The sequence below is a fragment of the Halalkaliarchaeum sp. AArc-GB genome, from assembly GCF_031432225.1.
Classification (GTDB): domain Archaea; phylum Halobacteriota; class Halobacteria; order Halobacteriales; family Haloferacaceae; genus Halalkaliarchaeum.
The window spans coordinates 1-18,428 of sequence record NZ_JAVKGM010000019.1; the positions used below are offsets into that span (position 1 = coordinate 1).

Sequence of the window (18,428 nt, forward strand, 5' to 3'; positions counted from 1 at the left end):
TGTAGAGTAAATTCTTTGAGAAGGGTTAACATCACACTGACAAGAACTGTCTGCGAGACGGGCTATTCGTTGCTGTACAAGTTCCGCATTATCTTTCCTTCTGCCGAACTGAGGCGTTTCGACAGGGCGGATGTAGTAATGTCTAATTCGCTTGCAAGTTCGTCGAATTTGGCGCCGCCTGACTTGTCGTAGTAGCCCATCAGAATCGCCTTCTCGACTGTCTCGCGCTCGAGAGTCGTTAGTTCCTGGAGGTTCACGAGTGCCGAACTCGAGCTCGTCTGCTCTCCACCAACGACGAGACTGCGGAGCCGTACTTCGTCGACGACGTCATCCAGATCCGCTATCAGTTCGCGAAGTACCGTCCTGTTCTGTGGGTTCGTTCGCACCACCATCCGCTCGCTGTCGACCGATTGTAGCGACGGGATGCAATCGTGGTGTGCAAGTACCCGGCAGGCACATTCCGAATCGATCTCTACCCTCCCCTGAATTATCTCCGTGTCGGAGTCGCCACTCTGGCAGGTGTAGTAACACGTGCCGTCGATGACGTGGTGTTCGATCGGCTTTTCCAGACAACAGTCCGAGCAGACTGCACAGCTTTTCGTGGCTGAACCGAATTCGAGCGCGAGTTCGACCACCAGGGTCCGCTTTGACCTCTTGGAACCGCTTTTCCGTATATTTTTTTGCATTATTTTCGGGGGCCTTCGGCTTTCCACTTTCAGTTAAAAATTGGTGCCTCACTGCCCTTACCTTTTCGCCCATTCTCGCATCGTGGGAAATGTAACTATCATCTGATAATAACTCGTCAACTCTCTCGGTGGGACCACGGTGAACTGCTCGTCGCGTCTCTGTGTCGGCCCTCGGTCCCGTCGCCGCCGACGGTTCATTGTGGAGGCGGTGACGTTGTGAGCGTTCGTTCCGTTTCAAAAAGGTCGTGTCACAAGTCTTTATTCGATGACGGGGGAAATGGCCGTATGGCTGCCATCGAGTTGTCCGGCGTGAGAAAGGAGTTCGCCGACGTCACGGCGGTCCGCGACCTCGATTTGACCGTCGAGGAGGGGGAGGTGTACGGCTTCCTCGGTCCGAACGGGGTCGGGAAATCGACGACGATCAACATTCTGCTGGACTTCGTTCGCCCGTCCGCTGGGGAAGTGCGCGTCCTCGGACGAGACGCCCACCGCGAGAGCCTGGCGGTGCGCCAGCGGACCGGGGTTCTGCCGGAGGGGTTCGGCGTCTACGACCGGCTCTCCGGCCGACAGCACGTCGAGTTCGCGATCGATTCGAAGGACGCCGCTGACGATCCCGACGAGCTGTTATCCCGGGTCGGACTCGCGGCCGACGGCGCCCGGAAGGCCGGCGGCTACTCGAAGGGGATGCGCCAGCGGCTCGCGCTCGCGATGGCGCTGGTTGGCGAGCCCGACCTCCTCATTCTGGACGAACCGTCGTCGGGCCTGGACCCCACCGGTGCGAAGGACATGCGCGAGATCGTTCGCGAGGAGGTCGACCGCGGCGCGACCGTCTTCTTCTCCTCGCACGTGCTGGGACAGGTCGAAGCCGTCTGCGATCGCGTGGGGATCCTCCGGGACGGCCGGCTCGTCGCCGAGGACAGCGTCGAGGGGCTCCGCGAGGCTGTCGGCGACGACGAGACGCTGGTGATCACCATCGGCGAGGGAGCCGAAGGCGTCGGTGAGGAGGGCGTCGCCGGCGCGACGGCGGCGATCCGCGACCTCGAGGGCGTCTCGGCAGTCGAACTGGACGGCGACACGCTGACGGTTTCCTGCCGCGGCGACGCCAAGACCGCGGTGCTGTCGACGCTCGAGGAGCAGGGGATCGACGTCGACGACTTCACCACCCGCGAGGCGTCGCTCGAGGACCTGTTCCTGGCGTACACGGAGGGTGAGGCCGGAGACTCGGATGGGTCACCGCAGGCTGCCGAGACCCCGGTCGATCGGGAGGGGTCGGCGTGAGCCTGCTGTCTGTCGCCCGGAAGGACTTCGAGGACGCGATCCGGTCGCGGTGGCTGATCGGGCTCACGGTGCTTTTCGTCCTGTTGTTCACTGGGACGGCGTACCTCTTCCGTCCACCGGAGGGGGAAACGCTGGAGGCGAACGTCATCCTGAGCCTGTTCGGGCAGCTGTTCGTGGGGACGCTGGTCCCCCTGATCGGGCTCGTCATCGGCTACAACGCGATCAGCGGGGAGCGCGAGAGCGGTTCCCTGAAGCTGCTGTTGGCGTTGCCCCACAGCCGGATCGACGTCGTCTTCGGCAAGGTCCTCGGCCGGGCGGCCGCACTCGGCGGGGCGATCCTGGTGGGGTTCGTGCTCCCGGCGATCGTGCTCGCGGTCGGTCCCCTGGAGTTCGATCCGCTGGCGTACGTGGGGTACACGCTGCTCGTCGTCGTCTTTGCGGCTGTGTTCGTCAGCATCGGCGTCGGGTTCTCGGCGGCGGCGTCAACACAGCGCCGGGCGCTGGCGGGCGCGATCGGGCTGTACTTCCTGTTCGTTCCGCTGTGGAACGCCGCGACCGGGGGGTTCCTGCTGTTGTTCGCGCAGTTCCCCGACTGGTTCCCCCTCGAACGGGCCCAGGAGGTCGCCGAACTGGCGAACCCAAGCACCGCGTTCCAGCTGGTCACCGACGGCTTCCTCGCCGGCCAGCTGTTCGCCGGCGAGACCGCGGGCCTCCAGGTGTCGGCGGCCGCGATGCTGGTCGTGTGGCTGCTCGCGCCGCCGCTTCTGGGGAGCCTGAAGTTCCAGCGCGAGGACCTGTGAGCCGAAAGGCCTGTGAGCCGATACGCGTTTAGGAAGCGCGTGTGAATCGGTCGGTATGAGCCTGGAGGCGGTGTTGTCGGCGGTCGAAGCGCGCGTGACGCCAGACGAGGCCGAGCGCGCCCGGTTCGAGGAGGTCGCCGGCGAACTTCGCGAGCGAACGCTGTCGGCGCTGTCCGACCTCGACGTCGAGGGCGACGTCGTCCTCGTCGGGTCGACCGCCCGGGGGACGTGGCTGTCGGGCGACCGCGACATCGACATGTTCGTGCGGTTGCCCCCCGAGATCGACCGCTCGGAGCTCGTCCAGTACGGGCTGACGATCGGTCACGAGGTGTTGCCAGACGGCCGCGAGGAGTACGCCGAACACCCGTACGTGAAGGGAATCTACGAGGGATTCGACGTTGATCTCGTCCCGTGTTACGACGTCGAGGACGCCGAGCACATCCAGTCGGCCGTCGACCGGACGCCGTTTCACTCCACGTACCTGGAGGAGAACCTCGACGACGAACTGGCGCGGGACGTCCGACTCGCAAAGCGGTTCCTCAAGGGGATCGGCGCGTACGGCAGCGACCTCAGGACGCGCGGGTTTTCGGGCTATCTCACGGAACTGCTGGTCTGTGAGTACGACGGCTTCGTCCCCCTCGTCGAGGCCGCCGCCGAGTGGCATCCGCCGGTGGAACTGGATCCGGAGGAGCACGGCCGGGAGACGTTCACGGATCCGCTGATCGTGATCGATCCGACGGACCCCGAACGGAACGTGGCGGCGGTCCTGTCGGCCGAAAACCTCGCACGGTTCCAGCATTACAGCCGGGCGCTGCTCGAGGATCCCCGCGAGGAGCTGTTCTTCCCGCCGGAACGCGAGCCACTCTCGGCGGCGGAGCTGCGAGCCCACGTCCGCGACCGTCGGACCACCCCCGTCGCCGTCGTCTTCGAGGCGCCCGACGTCGTCGACGACCAGCTGTGGCCCCAGCTCCGCCGGACATTGGGGGGCGTGATCGACGGGCTCGACGACCACGGCTTCGACGTCTTCCGGGCCGACGCCTTCGTCGAGGACACTGGAGGGCCGGCGGACGAACAGGGGCAGGCGGTGCTGTTCCTCGAACTCGCGAGCCCGACGGTGCCGGCGGTGTCCCGTCACGTCGGCCCGCCGGTGAGCGTCCGGAGCCACGCCGAGGGGTTTTACGAGAAGTATGCGGGGCGGTCCGGGCGCGACGACGGGACCGACGACCGTCTGTACGGGCCGTTCCTGGTGGAGGATCGCTACATCGTCGAGCGCCCCCGGGAGTTCACCGACGCGAGCGAGTATCTCCGCAGCGAGGTGTTGCTGGAGGTCAGAACGGGGGCCCAGATCGAGGACGCACTCGAGGATCGGACGGTGCTGGTCGGGGACGAGGTCGACACACTTGTCGAGTCGTTCGGTCGCGACCTCGCTGCGTACTTCGATCCACGTCCCTGAGGTAACGGCTTGCAACGACTCGAACCTCGCCCGGGCAGACGGAAACGAAAGCCCTATCAAAACAACTGGTCTACCAACTGGTGCAAGCCGGAGTAGCTCAGATGGTAGAGCGCCTCGCTGTTAACGAGGCGGTCCCAGGTTCGAGTCCTGGCTCCGGCGCTTCTCCCCCGCGGCTACGCCCCGAGCCGCGTGGCCGCCGTTCGGTTTCGAGGGTCGGACTGGTCCGGCACACTCAAGGGGAGCGACGGGAAACTACGGATCGAGGGCCCTTAGCTTAGTCTGGACAGAGCACCCGGCTCATAACCGGGCGGTCGCTGGTTCAAATCCGGCAGGGCCCATGTTTTCACCAGCCGATTCTTGGCTGAAGTAGAAACACAGCGTAAAGGCATCGAAGCACGTATTTTCGACGGATTAGAGGGTCCGGGGAACCCCCCTCTCAGGCAGTATGTCAACTGGTCACTGGTTGGATCCCTCTACCGTCGGGCGGTTTTTATTCCTGAAGGTGGTGCGCCATGACGCCGCTCGTCACGGGGGAAACCGGAAGACGGCGGTGTCTCGAGTGTGGCGCCCACGTGCCCACGGACTTCCGGCGGGTGTACGGCGACGAACGCGACCGCGCCCATCGTTGCCCACAGTGTGACACCTGGGTTCGGCTCTTCGAGGGAAGTGCCGCCGGCAAGTCGGTGTCGACGCCAGACGCTCGAGAGGCGCCAGGTCGTCACGGTCCGAGCGAAGCGAGGTGGTTCGAATGAGGTTCGTTCGGGCCTCCGAGCTGTACGACCCCCGGACAGGCGAGCGGATCGCTCACCCCGATGCTGGCGCGAGCGACGAGGAAGTGAGTGAGGCGATCGACGAGATCGTGACCGATGGGGGTCGGCCGGTGATCCGGACGGAACGCACCTGTCGGTTCTGTCGACGATCGCTTCGTAACGAGCCATATCGGTGTTGGTACTTCGGTGTCTGCCGGATCTGTTCCCGGCGCTTCGGGGAGGGATCGCGGTGAAAGCCGTCGAGACCGCCCCTCACGAGTACCAGGCGAACTATCTGTATCCCGATGGGCTTGGGCCGTGGTTCGCGGCGGCGAAGCGTCCGGCGACGGTGAGTCCGACGGTGAGGATTCCGACGGCGACGACACGCCGACGCCGGCGGCAACACCGGACGGGGGCGAGTCCGGGAGTTCGGGGACCGGATCGATCTTGCAGTGGTTCCGGTCCCGGATCGACGCGCTTCTTCACCGCGTGCCGCCCTGACACCGCAGCTGCGATCTATCCTCTCGGTGTGCGGACGGGCTCCCCCTCCAGAACGACCAGGTTTGCAGAGACTGGGTCGGTACCCCGGTCACGACGATCCGCACACTCGGATAGCGTCCAGTCGCGTTTGTCCCACTACGAGGCTCTCCGGGTTCTCTTCGTGGAAAGCCGCTCATCCGTGGGTATTTACTTCTCTGTTCCGTTCACCGTAGCAGAGTATGTGGCCCTGGGGACACGTTGCAGTTGCCTATCTCTGTTATTCGATCGCCGTGCGAATACGAGCGAACGAACTCCCCGATCACGGTCCTGTCCTGATGGTGGTGGTTGGGAGTCTCTTTCCGGACATCGTCGATAAGCCACTCGCATGGTACCTCGGCGTGCTCCCGACGGGACGGACCCTCGCCCATTCGCTTCTGGTATTGATCCCGCTTTCATATCTCGGCTACCGGGTCGCGAATCGGTTTGAACGCCCCGAATACGGTATCGCGTTTGCGATCGGTGCACTTTCCCATTCGATCGTCGATGCGCTTCCAGTTCTGTGGGATGCGGAGGCGGAGGCGAACTTTCTCCTCTGGCCGCTACTGGCCGTCGAACCATACGAGGAGGGGGCTCCGTCTGTCCTGCGTCTTCTGTTGGATTCGCTTTCGAGCCCGTACTTTCTCTCCGAGTTCGTTCTCCTCGGGATCGCCGCCGTCCTCTGGCGGCGTGACGGGTATCCGGGTGCAGAGCCAGTGAGAGCCTTCCTCCGGTAACTCACCCCCGAGCGACCTCGAGAGCGTCCTCGAGCGCGGCAACTGCCTGATCGACGTCGTCGGCCGTGGTATGCCGCCCCATCGAGAACCGGACGGCGCCCAGTGCGGTCTGGGCGTCGATGCCCATCTCGGTGAGCACCCTCGACGGGGAGGCCGTTCCGGTATGGCACGCCGAGCCGCTGGAGACGGCGATCCCCCGGTCGGCCAGCGCGTCGACGAGCTGGGCGCCCGTCGCCTCCTCGAAACAGAACAGTGCATATCCCGGCAGCCGCTGTTCGGGGTGGCCGACGAGCGTCCCTCCGCTCACCTCCCGGACCCGTCGCACGAAGTCGTCACGCAACCCGGACAACCTGTCGGCACGCTCCTCGAGATCTGCCCGGGCCCGCTCGGCGGCGACGCCCATCCCGACGAGACCGGGGACGTTTTCGGTTCCGCTGCGGAGACCACCCTCCTGGCCCCCGCCGTGGATCAGCGGTTCCAGTTCGGCCTCGAGGCCGTCGCGGACGTACAGCGCACCCACGCCCTTGGGGCCATAGAACTTGTGTGCGCTGAGGCTCGCCATGTCCAGGCCGAGCCGCTCGACGTCGACGGGGAGTTTCCCCGCACTCTGGACGGTGTCCGAGTGCACGAGGGCACCGTGCTCGTGAGCGACCGTCGCAATCTCCTGTAGCGGCTGCACGACGCCCGTCTCGTTGTTGGCGTGCATGATCGAGACGATCACCGTGTCCGAGCGGATCGCGTCTTCGACAGCGGCCGGATCGACTCGGCCGTCCTCACGTGGCGCAATACGCGTCACTTCGACGCCACGCCGTTCGAGCCAGCGACACGTCTCTTCGATCGCATCGTGTTCCATCGCCGAGGTGACCACGTGTCCGCGGTTCTCGCCGGCGGCGGTGTCCACGATCCCTTTCAGTGCCAGGTTGTCGGCCTCGCTTCCGCCGCCGGTGAAGACGATCGACGCCGGCGGGGCTCCGATGAGGGTTGCAACCCGTTCTCGTGCGGTTTCCAGTCCCTCGGCTGCGCGGTCGGCGTATCCTGCAGCAGGGTTGTGGTAGTGCGATTCCAGGTACGGTTCCATAGCGGCGACGACGTCTTCGTGTGGCAGGGTCGTCGCGGCGTGGTCGAGATAGATCATGTGAGGGATCTCGTCGGTCGGTTGCCGAACACTGTGCGCCGAAGCGGCATTCCACTCTCCGTGCTATCCGATCGTGAGCACTTCATCGCCCTCTTCGACGATCCGGAGGAGTTCACCCATCGTCGACCGGGGCCGGAGGTCGTCCGGTTCGATGTCGCGGGAGTCGAGACACGTCCCACAGGCCTCCAGTTCCCCGCCGTTCCGGGTGTATTTCACCATCACTCCGTGCGGGTTGAACTTCTCGGTCTCGATGTCCGGCGCCTCTACCCCGTCGCCCAGCAGGAAGGTCTCCACGTCGTGGCCGTTCTCGAGGGCAGTGTTCGCCAACCTGAAGGCGTTCCATACGCGTTCGGCGTCGTTCGTCTCGATGATGAGGTTTAGTTGCATACTTATTCGAAGAGTTGAGTATCTGGGCTTATAGTTCTTCCAGCGGTTCGTCGTCGGCCAGTTCTGGAAACGCTCTTCGTTCGGGTGTATCGCGACGACAACACAGACGAACTGGACGTTCGGTTCTCTTGCGGAATGCTGCTGGAGGCTACAGCTTCTCGATCGCCTCGTCGATGACGTCGAACTTCACGAAGGCGATTACGTGATCCCCCGGTTCGATGACGGTCTCCCCCCGAGGAATCACCATCTCCCCGTCGCGGGTGATCGCGCCGATCACCACGCCGGTCGGAAGATCGCCGATCGATTCCCGGATCGGCCGCCCGGCGAGCACGCTCTCCCTGTCGATTTCGATCTCCAGTACTTCCGCCTTGTCGGTCTCGATGAACGCGATGTTCTCGGTGTTGCTGCTCTGGGTAAAACGGGTTATCTCCTCGGCGACGACGCTTCTGGGGCTAATCGCCACGTCGACGCCGATTCGCTCGAAGAGACCGACGTACGAGGACTGGTCGATGATGCTTATCGTCCGTTCGATTCCGAGCTCTTCGGCCAGCAGTGACTCCAGCAGGTTCTTCTCGTCGCTGTCCAGCGCCGACACCAAAATGTCCGCGTCGCCGACGTGTTCTCGCTCCAGGAAGCCGGCATCGGTCGCGTCTGAATGCATCACCATGGTGTCGGGCAGCGCCTCCGCGAGCTTTCGCGCCCGGCGCTCGTCCTGTTCCACCAGCCGCGTCGTCAGCCCCTGTTCGTTCAACAGTCGAGCGACGTGATAGCCGATCTCCGATCCGCCGGCGATGACGACCTCGTTGGTGTCGCCGCGCATCTCCTCTGGGACGCTGTCGCGGGCGAACTGGTGGACGCTCTGGGAGCTGCCGATCACGACCACCCGGTCTCCGACGTCGATCTCCGTGTCCCCGCGGGCGATCTCCACGTCGCCGTTCCGGAGCACGGCCGCGAACGTCAGCGAGTCGTACCGGTCTGCCTCCTCGACGGTCCCGCCGGCGATCGGCGACCGCTCGCAGACGTCGAACTCGGCCATCTGTACCGTCCCATCTGCAAAGAAGTCGGCGTCCCGCGCGGTCGGGAGCGCGGTGACCCGCGCGATCGACTCGGCCGCGAGCAGGTTCGTCGCGACCATGAAGTCGATCCCGAACGCTTCCTCGGTTCGCTGCCACGTCCGGTGGTACTTGCTGTCCTTGATCCGGGCGACGGTGAACGCCTCGGATATCGCTTTGGCGGTGGCACATGTGACGATGTTGGTCTCGTCGTCGTCGGTCGCCGCAAGGAACATGTCCGCCGAGCCGAGGTTAGCGTTCTCCAGCGTCTCGACGTCGGTCCCGTCGCCGGCGATTCCGAGCACGTCCATCGAGTAGTTCAGTTCGTCGGCCCGCTCCTCGCGCACGTCGATGACCGTCACGTCGTGGGTGTCACACAGCGCCGCCGCGATCGTTTCCCCGACCTCGCCCGCGCCGACGATAACGACCTTCATCGGTATTCCCCCGGAAATATGCTCGTTCGATTCGTCCCGTTCGTTTGATTCGTTCGTGCCATCATGGGACCCGGTCGTTCGTGCTTTGCCGACAGCTCGTGATCGGTCGACCGATCGTGCTTCGGACGGTGCTCGGAGAGCGTGACGTAACTACGTTTCGTCATCGTTCGTCTGTATAGACTGTTCGTCCCCGTGAAACGTCGCGAGCACCTGTTCCGGCTCTCCACCGCGAGCCAGAAGCGTCACGACGTCCCCCTGCTGGACGATCGTCTCACCGCGGGGAGTGATCGTCGTGCCGTCGCGCTCGATGGTAATGACGAGCACCTCTTCGTCGAGGATTTCCCGCTCGTTCGCCTCGGCCAGCGAGAGATCGACGATCGGTGCCGACGCCGAGACTGACACCTCGACTACCTCGGCCCCACCCGCGAGGCTGATGACGTCCGTCGGGGACCAGGCCGACCCCTCGTCTTCCGGCCCGTACGGCGCGTACGGTTCGAACGCCTCGTTGCGAACGATCTGATCCGCCTCTATCTCGAGCCCGAGGTCGGTCAATTCGGCCATGATCCGCTCCCGGTCGTCGCTGTCCTCCGAGACTGCAGTCACGTGGAGATTCCGGTCGCCGGACAGCAGCTCCCGGACGTGGATCACGCCCGGAATCGCCCGCACCTCCAGCGCCAGTACCTCCAGCTTCGACACCGGGACCGAACAGACGAATAACGATGTCGACAGGCCCTCGGCGCGTTCGAAATCGATCTGTGCCGTGTATCCTCGGACGACACCGTGGTTCTCGAGGTTGTCGATCCGGTTTCTGATCGTGCCGGCGGAGACGTTCACCGTCTCCGCGATCGCTGGCGCCGAGGTGTTTCGGGCGTCCTGCATCAGCGCGTAGATCGTGCGCCGGTCGATCCGGTCGAGTCGATAGTCGTTGTGGGTGTCCCTGGGCACGCCTGTCTCCGTTGCCGACGCATTCCCTCTTCAACAATATAATACTATGTGGTTGCCTTTTCCGTACGCTTTCCCTTTTTCTTTGCCGTATCGATAATTCTCTTCGGCAATCTTTTATATAGTATCTCTCTGTATTTCATCTATGGATCTCCATCTGTCGTTCGTTTCTCCCCCGTTTGTCGTCAGCTATCTCTGGGTGATCTGGCGTGGCTGAGCCGGAGCAGGAACTCGCCCGAGACCTCGGTTTCCTCGAGGCGTACACCCTCGGGCTGGGAACCATGATCGGGGCGGGGATCTTCGTCTTGCCCGGAATCGTCGCCGGCCGGGCGGGACCGGCGAGCATGGTGTCGTTTGCGATCGCGGGCGTCGTCTCGCTTCTGGCCGCGCTGTCGCTGTCGGAACTGGCGACCGGTATGCCGAAAGCAGGCGGGAGTTACTACTACGTCAATCGTGCGCTCGGCGGATTTTTCGGCAGTATCGTCGGTTGGGGGATGTGGGTCGGGCTCATGTTCGCGACCGCGTTCTACATGCTTGGGTTCGGTCAGTACCTCGCCGGCCTTCACCCGTCGATTCCGGTCGTCGCCTCGGCGCTGGTGATGGGGGCGATCCTCACGCTCGTCAACTATCGTGGGGTAAAGGAAACTGGATCGCTCCAGAACGTGATCGTCATCGCGCTGGTCGTATTGATCATCGCATTTATCGCCTTCGGCCTCGCAGCGCTCGATCCGTCACTTTTGACGCCGTTCGCTCCAGAGGGCTGGGGTGCGGTGGGCCTCACCGCCGGCACCGTCTTCGTGGCGTTCATCGGGTTCGAGGTGATCGCAACGTCGGCAGAGGAGATCCAGAACCCGGGTCGAAATCTTCCGCTGTCGATGATTGCCGCAGTCGTGACGCCCGCAATCCTGTACGTGCTCGTGATGCTCGTTTCGACGGGCGTCCTCCCGGTCCCCGAACTCGAGGGGTCGACGATCCCTGTGGCGGACGTCGCTATGGTGTACGCCGGCGAGATCGGCTCGCTCGCGATGATCTTCGGGGCGGTGCTGGCCACCGTCTCTTCGGCGAACGCGTCGATCCTCTCGGCCGCCCGGGTGAACTTCGCGATGGGCCGGGACAGGATCCTCTCCGTCTGGCTCAACCAGGTCCACGAACAGTACCAAACCCCGTACCGGGCGATTCTTGCGACCGGAATCGTCATCCTCCTGTTGATCGCGGGGCCGCTTCCGATCGACACCCTTGCGGACGTCGCCTCCTTTTCGTATCTGGTCGCCTACGCGCTGGTTCACGTCGCGGTCGTCGTCATGCGACGGGCCGACCCCGCAGCGTACGCTCCGGATTTCCGCATTCCCGATCCCCTGTATCCCGCCGTGCCGATCGCCGGTGGGCTGGGGTGTCTCGCTGTCATGATCCAGATGCGGCCGGTCGTCCAGGGGATCGGTCTCGTGATCGTGGGCGTCGGTGTCGGATGGTACTTCCTGTACGTCCGCGAGCGTGCCGAGACGGTCGGCCTCGTCGGCGAGGCGATCGCGACTGAACCGGCCGGTGGAGCCGAATCCGTCGGGGGAACCGGGAACGGAGACGGGGACGAGGACGTATACCGTGTCGTCGTTCCGGTCGCGAACCCGGACACCGAAGAGACACTGATCCGGTATGCGGCCGCCAGCGCCTACGGTCACGAGGGGAAGGCCGAATTGATAGCAGTCAATGTGATCGAAGTGCCTCCCCAGACCTCTCCGGCCCAGATCGAACTCGAGGAGGAGCGCGTCGGGCGCCAGCAGGAACTGCTCGAGAGTGCACGTGACACTGCCGACACGCTGTCGCTGCCGCTGCGAACGCGAGCGATCGTCGGCCGGCACGCCGGCGACGCCATTCTCTCGGTCATTCGTGAGGAAGAGGCCGATCACGTGTTGATGGGCTGGAGCCCAGACCATCGCCGACGGGACGCGGTGTTCGGATCCACGCTCGACCCGGTCGTCGAACGGGCGCCGTGTGAGGTGTCGCTCGTGACTCGTCCGAGTATGCAGCCCGGTGACGTCGTCGCGCTCGCCGGACGTGGACCGAACGCATCCGTGGCAGCGAGGCGGGCGGGCGAAATCCATCGAACGTTCGAAGATTCGTCGCTCACGCTGGTGAGTGTGCAGCAACCGATCGCCGCGACGGATCCCCCCGAAGAGGTGGGATCCGGCGTAGACGAACCGAACGGTTCCGGCGTCAGTGAAACGAGCGATTCCGACGACGGTGAACGGGAGGATCCCGAAACCGTCGGCAAAGAAACCATTGACGACGTCGCAGCCGCTGCGGGGCTCGACCCGGACGAGTACGAGTCACGTGTCGTTGTCGCCGAGAACGTCAGGGGGACACTGCTCGAAATGGCCGAGGAGTACGACACTGTCGCCGTCGGCGCGACCGGGGAGAGCTTTGTCGCCCGGTCGATGTACGGCACAATTCCACGTGACATCGTTTCACGGACCGACAACACGGTCGTGATCGCACGCGGGGCCGACGCTCGACCTCGCTCGCTCAAACGGGCGATCCGAGAGCGACTCGTCGCCATGCTGGAATCAGAACCGACCGAAAGTCAACCGGTGGAGTCGTGAGATGTCGGTGAAAGTGGACTGGCGGGCAAGTGTCGCCCTGACCGGAACCGCGGTGAAGTATCTCTCGTTTGCGATGTTCGTCCCGCTTGCCGTCGCGGTCGTCTACCGGGAGGACGTTCTGGTGTTTCTCGTCTCGCTTTCGCTCGCACTCGGGATCGGACTGCTCCTGGAACGCGCCTCCAGTCACACGGATCTGGGTCCCCGCGAGGCGCTGTTGTTCGTCACGCTCGTGTGGGGCGTCGTCTCGCTGGTCGGTGCCGTCCCGTACGCGCTTGCCGGCTACGGGACCGCCTCGACCCTGTCACATCCGATCAATGCGCTGTTCGAATCGGTGTCGGGTTTCACGACCACCGGCGCGACCGTGATGGGGGAGATCTCCTTCGAGCAGCATTCACACGCCCTGTTGCTGTGGCGACAGCTCACCCAGTGGCTCGGCGGGATGGGGATCATCGTGCTGATGGTCGCGATCCTGCCCGAACTGGCGGTCAACGGGGCCCAGCTCATTGACTCGGAGGCGCCGGGTCCCGAACTCCAGAAGCTGACGCCCCGCATTGCCGAAACCGCCCGGATCCTGTGGCTGTTTTACTTCGCGTTCACGCTGCTCTACGTGCTGCTGTTGCTCGGGTTACATTACGTCGGACTCGCGCCGAATATGGACGTGTACAACGCCGTCGCCCACGGCTTCACCACCCTCCCGACCGGTGGGTTCTCCCCGCAGGCCGACAGCATCGCCGCGTTCTCGCCGGCGGTGCAGTGGGTCGTGATTCCGTTCATGCTCGTCGCCGGGACGAACTTCGCGCTGTTTTATTACGTCCTCCAGGGTGAATACCGGTCGTTCTTCCGGAACCGGGAGTTCCAGGCGTATATCGGTGCAGTCGCCGGACTGATCGTCGTCCTCTGGGGATTGCTGTTCACTGGTGCAGCGCCAACGCTCGAACTCGGCGGCACGACGGAGGGCGTTCTCGAGAACTCGCTGCGGCAGGCTGCGTTCCAGATCGGCTCCCTCATGAACTCGACTGGATACGCCACCAGTGACTTCGCCCAGTGGGACACGAGTGCCCAGATCGTGTTGTTGTTCGCGATGTTCATCGGCGGTTCGGCGGGGTCGACCGGGGGTGGAATCAAAGTCGTCCGGTGGCTCGTCGTCCTCAAGACGATCCGACGCGAGCTTTTCACCACTGCCCACCCCGACGCGGTCAGGCCGGTCCGGCTGGGGAGGTACGTCGTCGACGAGGACGTGATCCAGGCAATCTTCGCGTTCACGCTGTTGTACCTGGTGCTTTTCGCCGTCGCGGCCGTGGTGATCGCGCTGGACGCCTCCCGCGTCGGGCTCGAACTATCGGTTCTCGAGGCTGCAAGCGCCAGCCTCGCGACGATCGGGAACATCGGTCCGGGGTTCGGGCTGCTCGGCCCGTTCGGAAGCTATCTTGCGTTTCCGTCGACGAGCAAGCTACTGATGATCTTCCTGATGTGGATCGGCCGGTTGGAGATTATCCCCGTCATGGTGCTTTTCACCGGCGCGTTCTGGAAGCGGTGAGGAGTGAGGATCAATTACCGTCCCCGTTTTAAGTAACTCCGCAGCGTACCGTCGGTATGCACACGAACCGCTCGCTGGGACTTCCGTCCGGTCGTGAGGCACTTCTCGCGGCGGGCTTCGTCGTCGGCGTCAACGCCCTCGGCGCGCTCCCTGCATTCCTTTTCGGCTCCGAAACCGACTGGATCGACCGGCCGTGGTTCTATCCGCCGGAGATCCTGTTCCCGATCGTCTGGACGCTGCTTTTCTCACTGCTCGGCCTTGCGCTGTACCGCGTCTGGAAACGGGGGCTCCGACGTCGCGACGTGCGGGTTGCGTTCGGTGTCTTCGCCGGACAGTTCGCGCTTAATATCTTGTGGACGCCGGTTTTCTTCGGCCTCCAGCGGCCCGATCTGGGGCTTTTGGTGATCCTCGCTCTCTGGGTCGGGATCGTCGGTACGATCGTCGCGTTCGACCGCGTCGACCGGGTGGCTGCCGCGCTGGTCGTTCCGTACCTGGTGTGGGTGTCGTTTGCGGCGGTCCTCAACTACGCGATCTACGCCGCCTGACCTGCTGATCCGTCGAAGCTTCCGACGTTCCTTTCGACGACGCCTGCACAATGATGGCTGGAAAAGCGACACTTATCGGTCGTGGGCACAACTGGGATATATGGGCAAGATCAGACCGTCGGAGCTCGACCGGCGACTCTCCGCCGGTGAGGACCTGTTTCTACTGGATATCCGTCCCCGGGACTCCTACCGGCGCGGGTGCATCGACGGGGCACACAACGTCCCGGTGTACAGCGACCTCCAACGCGGGGACGACTCCTCGTTTCGGAGTCAGCTGGACGAGATTCCCCGCGAGGAGGACGTCGTCGTGATCTGCAAGGCCGGGATCGTCGCGAAAAAAGCGACCGCCGTCCTCGAGGGGGAGGGCCACGACGCCGCCACGCTCCTGGGTGGGATGAGCGGCTGGAACGGCTACCAAAACGGGACGATCGGCTACAAATTGCGGTCGTTGCTCTGGCGAACGGTGGGTTGAGACGGCTGATTGAGCCCCCGGGTCCACGGGCCGCGGGCGAGAGCGTTCGAGCGTGTTCCCGTGGCTGTTGCTCCATTGGTGTCGGGTTTGTGCTCGGTTTGCACGACAATTCTGCGCTTGTTACTGAAAATGCCCCCCAGTAGTACGGCCCTCCGGTCACTGTCAACGCGTCTCAGACGAACGATTGAAATACCGCGTGCGTCTACCCGCCCCTATGAGCGGACAAGACCCTTTCGGTGCGATCCGCGAGTTCGAGCACGACGGGACCACCTACCGGATGGCGGACCTGACCGCGCTCGAGGACGCCGGACTGTGTGACCTGGAGAAACTGCCGGTCAGCATCCGGGTGTTGCTGGAGTCGGTGCTCCGGAACCTCGACGGCGAGGGGATCACCGAGGAGGACGTCCGCAACGCCGCCGGCTGGGAGCCGGACGTCCCCGACGTTGAGGTCCCCTTCACGCCCTCTCGGGTCGTGCTGCAGGACCTCACGGGCGTCCCGGCCGTGGTCGACCTCGCGGCGCTCCGGTCGGCCGCCGATCGCAACGGGGCCGATCCCTCGATCGTCGAGCCGGAGGTTCCTTGTGACCTGGTAATTGACCACAGCGTCCAGGTCGACTACTTCGGATCCGAGGACGCCTACGAAAAGAACGTCGAACTCGAGTACGAGCGCAACGCGGAGCGCTACCGGGCGATCAAGTGGGCCCAGAACGCCTTCGATCGGTTCCAGGTCGTCCCACCGGGCACCGGGATCGTCCACCAGGTAAACCTCGAACATCTCGGACAGGTCGTCCACGACCGCGAGCGTGACGGCGACCGGTGGCTCGTTCCTGACACGCTCGTCGGCACCGACAGCCACACCCCCATGATCGGTGGGATCGGCGTCGTCGGCTGGGGCGTCGGCGGCATCGAGGCGGAGGCCGCTATGCTCGGCCAGCCGATCACGATGAAGCTCCCGGAGGTCGTCGGCGTCCGGCTCACCGGCGAACTCCCGGAGGGAGCCACCGCGACGGACCTGGTGTTGCACGTCACCGAACAGCTCCGGGGGGTCGGCGTCGTCGACCGATTCGTCGAGTTCTTCGGTCCGGGCGTCTCCAGCCTCTCGGTCGCAGATCGGGCGACCATCTCGAACATGGCCCCCGAGCAGGGGTCGACGATCAGCATGTTCCCGGTCGACGAGGCGACGCTCGACTACCTCGAACTCACCGGCCGCGACCCCGAACACGTCGAGCTGGTCGAGGAGTACCTGAAGGCTCAGGGACTGTTCGGCGAGCAGGAGCCCGAATACACCGAGGTCGTCGAGTTCGACCTGGGGAGCGTCGAACCCAGTCTCGCCGGTCCCAAGCGCCCGCAGGACCGGGTCCCGATGGACGGAATGAAGACTCACTTCCGGGAGCTGGTCGCCGAGGAGGTCGCCGACGCGACGCCCGAGGACCCGGCCGACCTGGATCGGTGGTTCGACGACGGGGGCGACGGCGGCGCCCCCGAGACGGCTGCCGGAGGCGACGCACCCACGACGACCGCCGGGGGCGACGCCGCACAGATGCAAAAACCCTCGCCGACGTCGAAGTCGAACCTCGGCGAGAAGGTCCCCATCGAACTCGATGACGGCACTACAGCCGAGATCGGGCACGGGAGCGTCGTCGTCAGCGCGATCACCAGCTGTACAAACACCTCGAACCCGTCGGTGATGATCGCTGCCGGGCTGCTGGCGAAAAACGCCGTGGAGATGGGGCTCGAAGTGCCCGACTACGTCAAGACCAGCCTGGCGCCAGGGAGCCGCGTCGTCACGGAGTACCTCGAGGAGTCCGAGCTGCTCCCGTATCTCGAGGATCTGGGGTACCACGTCGTCGGGTACGGCTGTACGACCTGTATCGGCAACGCAGGCCCGCTGCCGGAATCGATCGAGGAGGCGATCGACGAACACGACCTCTGGACCACGAGCGTCCTCAGTGGCAACCGGAACTTCGAGGCGCGGATCCACCCGAAGATCAAAGCCAACTACCTGGCGAGCCCGCCCCTGGTGGTCGCGTACGGGCTGGCGGGACGGATGGACGTCGACCTCGAGGAGGAACCGATCGGCGTCGGCGACGACGGCGAACCCGTCTACCTCTCGGACGTCTGGCCGAGCCCGGAGGAGGTAAAAGAGGCAATCCACGACAACGTCGACTCCTCCATGTTCGAAGAGAAGTACGCGGAGGCGTTCGAAGGCGACGCCCGCTGGGAGGCGCTCGACGCGCCCACCGGCGACGTCTACGAGTGGGACGACGAGTCGACGTACATCCGGGAACCGCCGTTCTTCACGGACTTCCCGCTGGAAAAGCCCGGCGTGTCGAATATCGAGGACGCCCGGTGTCTCATGCTGCTGGGTGATACGGTCACCACCGACCACATCAGCCCGGCCGGTCCGTTCGGTCCCGACCTGCCGGCGGGGCAGTGGCTCATGGACCACGGCGTCGACCCCCACGAGTTCAACACCTACGGCTCCCGTCGGGGCAACCACGAAGTGATGATGCGCGGGACGTTCGCGAACGTCCGGATCGAAAACGAGATGCTCGACGGGACGGAGGGTGGCTACACGATCCACCATCCAACCGATGAAGAAACGACGGTCTTCGAGGCCAGCGAGCGCTACCGCGAGGAGGAGACGCCGCTCGTGGTGCTGTCGGGCGTGGAGTTCGGTACCGGATCCAGCCGCGACTGGGCCGCCAAAGGGACCGACCTGCTGGGGATCCGCGCGACCATCGCCGAGAGCTACGAACGGATCTACCGCGACAACCTGGTCGGCATGGGCGTGCTGCCGCTGCAGTTTTCGCCCGGCGACTCCTGGGAGTCGCTCGGGCTCGACGGTTCGGAGTACTTCCACATCCGCGGGCTCGACGACGGCCTGGAACCCAACGCCGAACTCACCGTCGTCGCCGAGAAAGAGGACGGCGAGACCGTCGAGTTCCCGGTAACCGCACAGGTCGGCACCCCCGCCGCGGTGACGTACGTCGAACACGGCGGCATCCTGCACTACGTGCTCCGGCGGCTGCTGACCGAGGAGAACTAGGCGGTTCGAGCGGTCTCGCCGGTCTGACATTCGTTTCGCGGAGACCGGCTATCGTTCGG

General features: G+C 64.4%; 17 protein-coding genes and 2 tRNA genes. 14 read left to right on the forward strand and 5 right to left on the reverse strand.

All coding sequences use genetic code 11. The annotated features are described in order from the left end of the window. Window positions 1–62: 62 nt before the first annotated feature. Window positions 63–713, reverse strand: a complete 651-nt coding sequence (locus tag RH858_RS14670; protein WP_310562278.1) for a helix-turn-helix domain-containing protein — start codon at window positions 711–713, stop codon at window positions 63–65. Window positions 714–971: 258 nt separating this feature from the next. On the opposite strand from RH858_RS14670, the gene RH858_RS14675 reads away from it, so the two are divergent. The 9 genes from RH858_RS14675 (at window position 972) to RH858_RS14715 (ending at window position 6,219) form a co-directional block, all read left to right on the forward strand. Beyond that, window positions 972–1,964, forward strand: a complete 993-nt coding sequence (locus tag RH858_RS14675; RefSeq protein ID WP_310562279.1) for an ABC transporter ATP-binding protein — start codon at window positions 972–974, stop codon at window positions 1,962–1,964. Beyond that, window positions 1,961–2,764, forward strand: coding sequence for an ABC transporter permease (locus RH858_RS14680; protein WP_259534306.1), 804 nt, complete (start codon window positions 1,961–1,963; stop codon window positions 2,762–2,764). Before RH858_RS14675 ends, RH858_RS14680 begins: the two co-directional genes overlap by 4 nt. Before the next feature lie 55 nt (window positions 2,765–2,819). After that, the gene (cca, locus tag RH858_RS14685; protein ID WP_310562280.1) at window positions 2,820–4,217 is read left to right on the forward strand and encodes a CCA tRNA nucleotidyltransferase; all 1,398 of its coding nucleotides are present in this window, start codon (window positions 2,820–2,822) and stop codon (window positions 4,215–4,217) included. An 86-nt stretch (window positions 4,218–4,303) separates the two neighbouring features. Continuing rightward, window positions 4,304–4,376: transfer RNA gene (locus RH858_RS14690), tRNA-Asn, on the forward strand. 104 nt (window positions 4,377–4,480) lie between these two features. After that, window positions 4,481–4,555 (forward strand) — tRNA-Ile (locus RH858_RS14695). A 174-nt stretch (window positions 4,556–4,729) separates the two neighbouring features. Beyond that, window positions 4,730–4,969, forward strand: coding sequence for a hypothetical protein (locus RH858_RS14700; protein WP_259534308.1), 240 nt, complete (start codon window positions 4,730–4,732; stop codon window positions 4,967–4,969). Beyond that, complete coding sequence (locus tag RH858_RS14705; RefSeq protein WP_259534309.1) at window positions 4,966–5,220, forward strand: hypothetical protein; 255 nt, start codon at window positions 4,966–4,968, stop codon at window positions 5,218–5,220. The genes RH858_RS14700 and RH858_RS14705 overlap by 4 nt, the downstream gene beginning before the upstream one ends. Before the next feature lie 64 nt (window positions 5,221–5,284). Next, the gene (locus tag RH858_RS14710; RefSeq protein WP_259534310.1) at window positions 5,285–5,467 is read left to right on the forward strand and encodes a hypothetical protein; all 183 of its coding nucleotides are present in this window, start codon (window positions 5,285–5,287) and stop codon (window positions 5,465–5,467) included. 218 nt (window positions 5,468–5,685) lie between these two features. Then, on the forward strand, window positions 5,686–6,219 hold the full coding sequence (locus RH858_RS14715) for a metal-dependent hydrolase (RefSeq protein WP_259534311.1): 534 nt from the start codon (window positions 5,686–5,688) through the stop codon (window positions 6,217–6,219). A 1-nt stretch (window position 6,220) separates the two neighbouring features. Here RH858_RS14715 and RH858_RS14720 read toward each other — a convergent pair whose 3' ends face one another. The 4 genes from RH858_RS14720 to RH858_RS14735 form a co-directional block, all read right to left on the reverse strand. Further along, window positions 6,221–7,354 carry a cysteine desulfurase family protein gene (locus tag RH858_RS14720; RefSeq protein WP_310562281.1) on the reverse strand — a complete coding sequence of 378 codons (1,134 nt, stop codon included), beginning with the start codon at window positions 7,352–7,354 and terminating at the stop codon, window positions 6,221–6,223. A 63-nt stretch (window positions 7,355–7,417) separates the two neighbouring features. After that, window positions 7,418–7,741, reverse strand: a complete 324-nt coding sequence (locus tag RH858_RS14725; protein ID WP_259534313.1) for a DsrE family protein — start codon at window positions 7,739–7,741, stop codon at window positions 7,418–7,420. Window positions 7,742–7,889: 148 nt separating this feature from the next. Then, window positions 7,890–9,227 (reverse strand): Trk system potassium transporter TrkA, encoded by a 1,338-nt coding sequence (gene trkA / locus RH858_RS14730; RefSeq protein ID WP_310562282.1) that lies wholly within the window; start codon window positions 9,225–9,227, stop codon window positions 7,890–7,892. Between the two features lie 150 nt (window positions 9,228–9,377). Continuing rightward, the gene (locus tag RH858_RS14735; protein WP_310562283.1) at window positions 9,378–10,172 is read right to left on the reverse strand and encodes a TrkA C-terminal domain-containing protein; all 795 of its coding nucleotides are present in this window, start codon (window positions 10,170–10,172) and stop codon (window positions 9,378–9,380) included. Window positions 10,173–10,378: 206 nt separating this feature from the next. On the opposite strand from RH858_RS14735, the gene RH858_RS14740 reads away from it, so the two are divergent. From RH858_RS14740 to RH858_RS14760, 5 genes are all read left to right on the forward strand, one after another. After that, window positions 10,379–12,766 carry an amino acid permease gene (locus tag RH858_RS14740; protein WP_310562284.1) on the forward strand — a complete coding sequence of 796 codons (2,388 nt, stop codon included), beginning with the start codon at window positions 10,379–10,381 and terminating at the stop codon, window positions 12,764–12,766. Window position 12,767: 1 nt separating this feature from the next. Continuing rightward, entirely contained in the window at window positions 12,768–14,303 is a 1,536-nt protein-coding gene (locus RH858_RS14745; RefSeq protein WP_310562285.1) for a TrkH family potassium uptake protein, read from the forward strand. A gap of 56 nt (window positions 14,304–14,359) precedes the next feature. Then, complete coding sequence (locus RH858_RS14750; RefSeq protein ID WP_310562286.1) at window positions 14,360–14,848, forward strand: TspO/MBR family protein; 489 nt, start codon at window positions 14,360–14,362, stop codon at window positions 14,846–14,848. A gap of 100 nt (window positions 14,849–14,948) precedes the next feature. After that, window positions 14,949–15,320 (forward strand): rhodanese-like domain-containing protein, encoded by a 372-nt coding sequence (locus RH858_RS14755; protein ID WP_310562287.1) that lies wholly within the window; start codon window positions 14,949–14,951, stop codon window positions 15,318–15,320. A gap of 214 nt (window positions 15,321–15,534) precedes the next feature. Beyond that, complete coding sequence (locus RH858_RS14760) at window positions 15,535–18,369, forward strand: aconitate hydratase (RefSeq protein ID WP_310562288.1); 2,835 nt, start codon at window positions 15,535–15,537, stop codon at window positions 18,367–18,369. Window positions 18,370–18,428: the final 59 nt, after the last annotated feature.

Excerpts from the sequence above, each read along its gene's own strand:
- RH858_RS14675 (WP_310562279.1), top strand. The coding sequence starts at position 972 with ATGGCTGCCATCGAGTTGTCCGGCGTGAGAAAGGAGTTCGCCGACGTC.
- cca (WP_310562280.1), top strand. The coding sequence starts at position 2,820 with ATGAGCCTGGAGGCGGTGTTGTCGGCGGTCGAAGCGCGCGTGACGCCA.
- RH858_RS14700 (WP_259534308.1), top strand. The coding sequence starts at position 4,730 with ATGACGCCGCTCGTCACGGGGGAAACCGGAAGACGGCGGTGTCTCGAG.
- RH858_RS14705 (WP_259534309.1), top strand. The coding sequence starts at position 4,966 with ATGAGGTTCGTTCGGGCCTCCGAGCTGTACGACCCCCGGACAGGCGAG.
- RH858_RS14715 (WP_259534311.1), top strand. The coding sequence starts at position 5,686 with ATGTGGCCCTGGGGACACGTTGCAGTTGCCTATCTCTGTTATTCGATC.
- RH858_RS14720 (WP_310562281.1), bottom strand. The coding sequence starts at position 7,354 with ATGATCTATCTCGACCACGCCGCGACGACCCTGCCACACGAAGACGTC.
- RH858_RS14725 (WP_259534313.1), bottom strand. The coding sequence starts at position 7,741 with ATGCAACTAAACCTCATCATCGAGACGAACGACGCCGAACGCGTATGG.
- trkA (WP_310562282.1), bottom strand. The coding sequence starts at position 9,227 with ATGAAGGTCGTTATCGTCGGCGCGGGCGAGGTCGGGGAAACGATCGCG.
- RH858_RS14745 (WP_310562285.1), top strand. The coding sequence starts at position 12,768 with ATGTCGGTGAAAGTGGACTGGCGGGCAAGTGTCGCCCTGACCGGAACC.
- RH858_RS14750 (WP_310562286.1), top strand. The coding sequence starts at position 14,360 with ATGCACACGAACCGCTCGCTGGGACTTCCGTCCGGTCGTGAGGCACTT.
- RH858_RS14755 (WP_310562287.1), top strand. The coding sequence starts at position 14,949 with ATGGGCAAGATCAGACCGTCGGAGCTCGACCGGCGACTCTCCGCCGGT.
- RH858_RS14760 (WP_310562288.1), top strand. The coding sequence starts at position 15,535 with ATGAGCGGACAAGACCCTTTCGGTGCGATCCGCGAGTTCGAGCACGAC.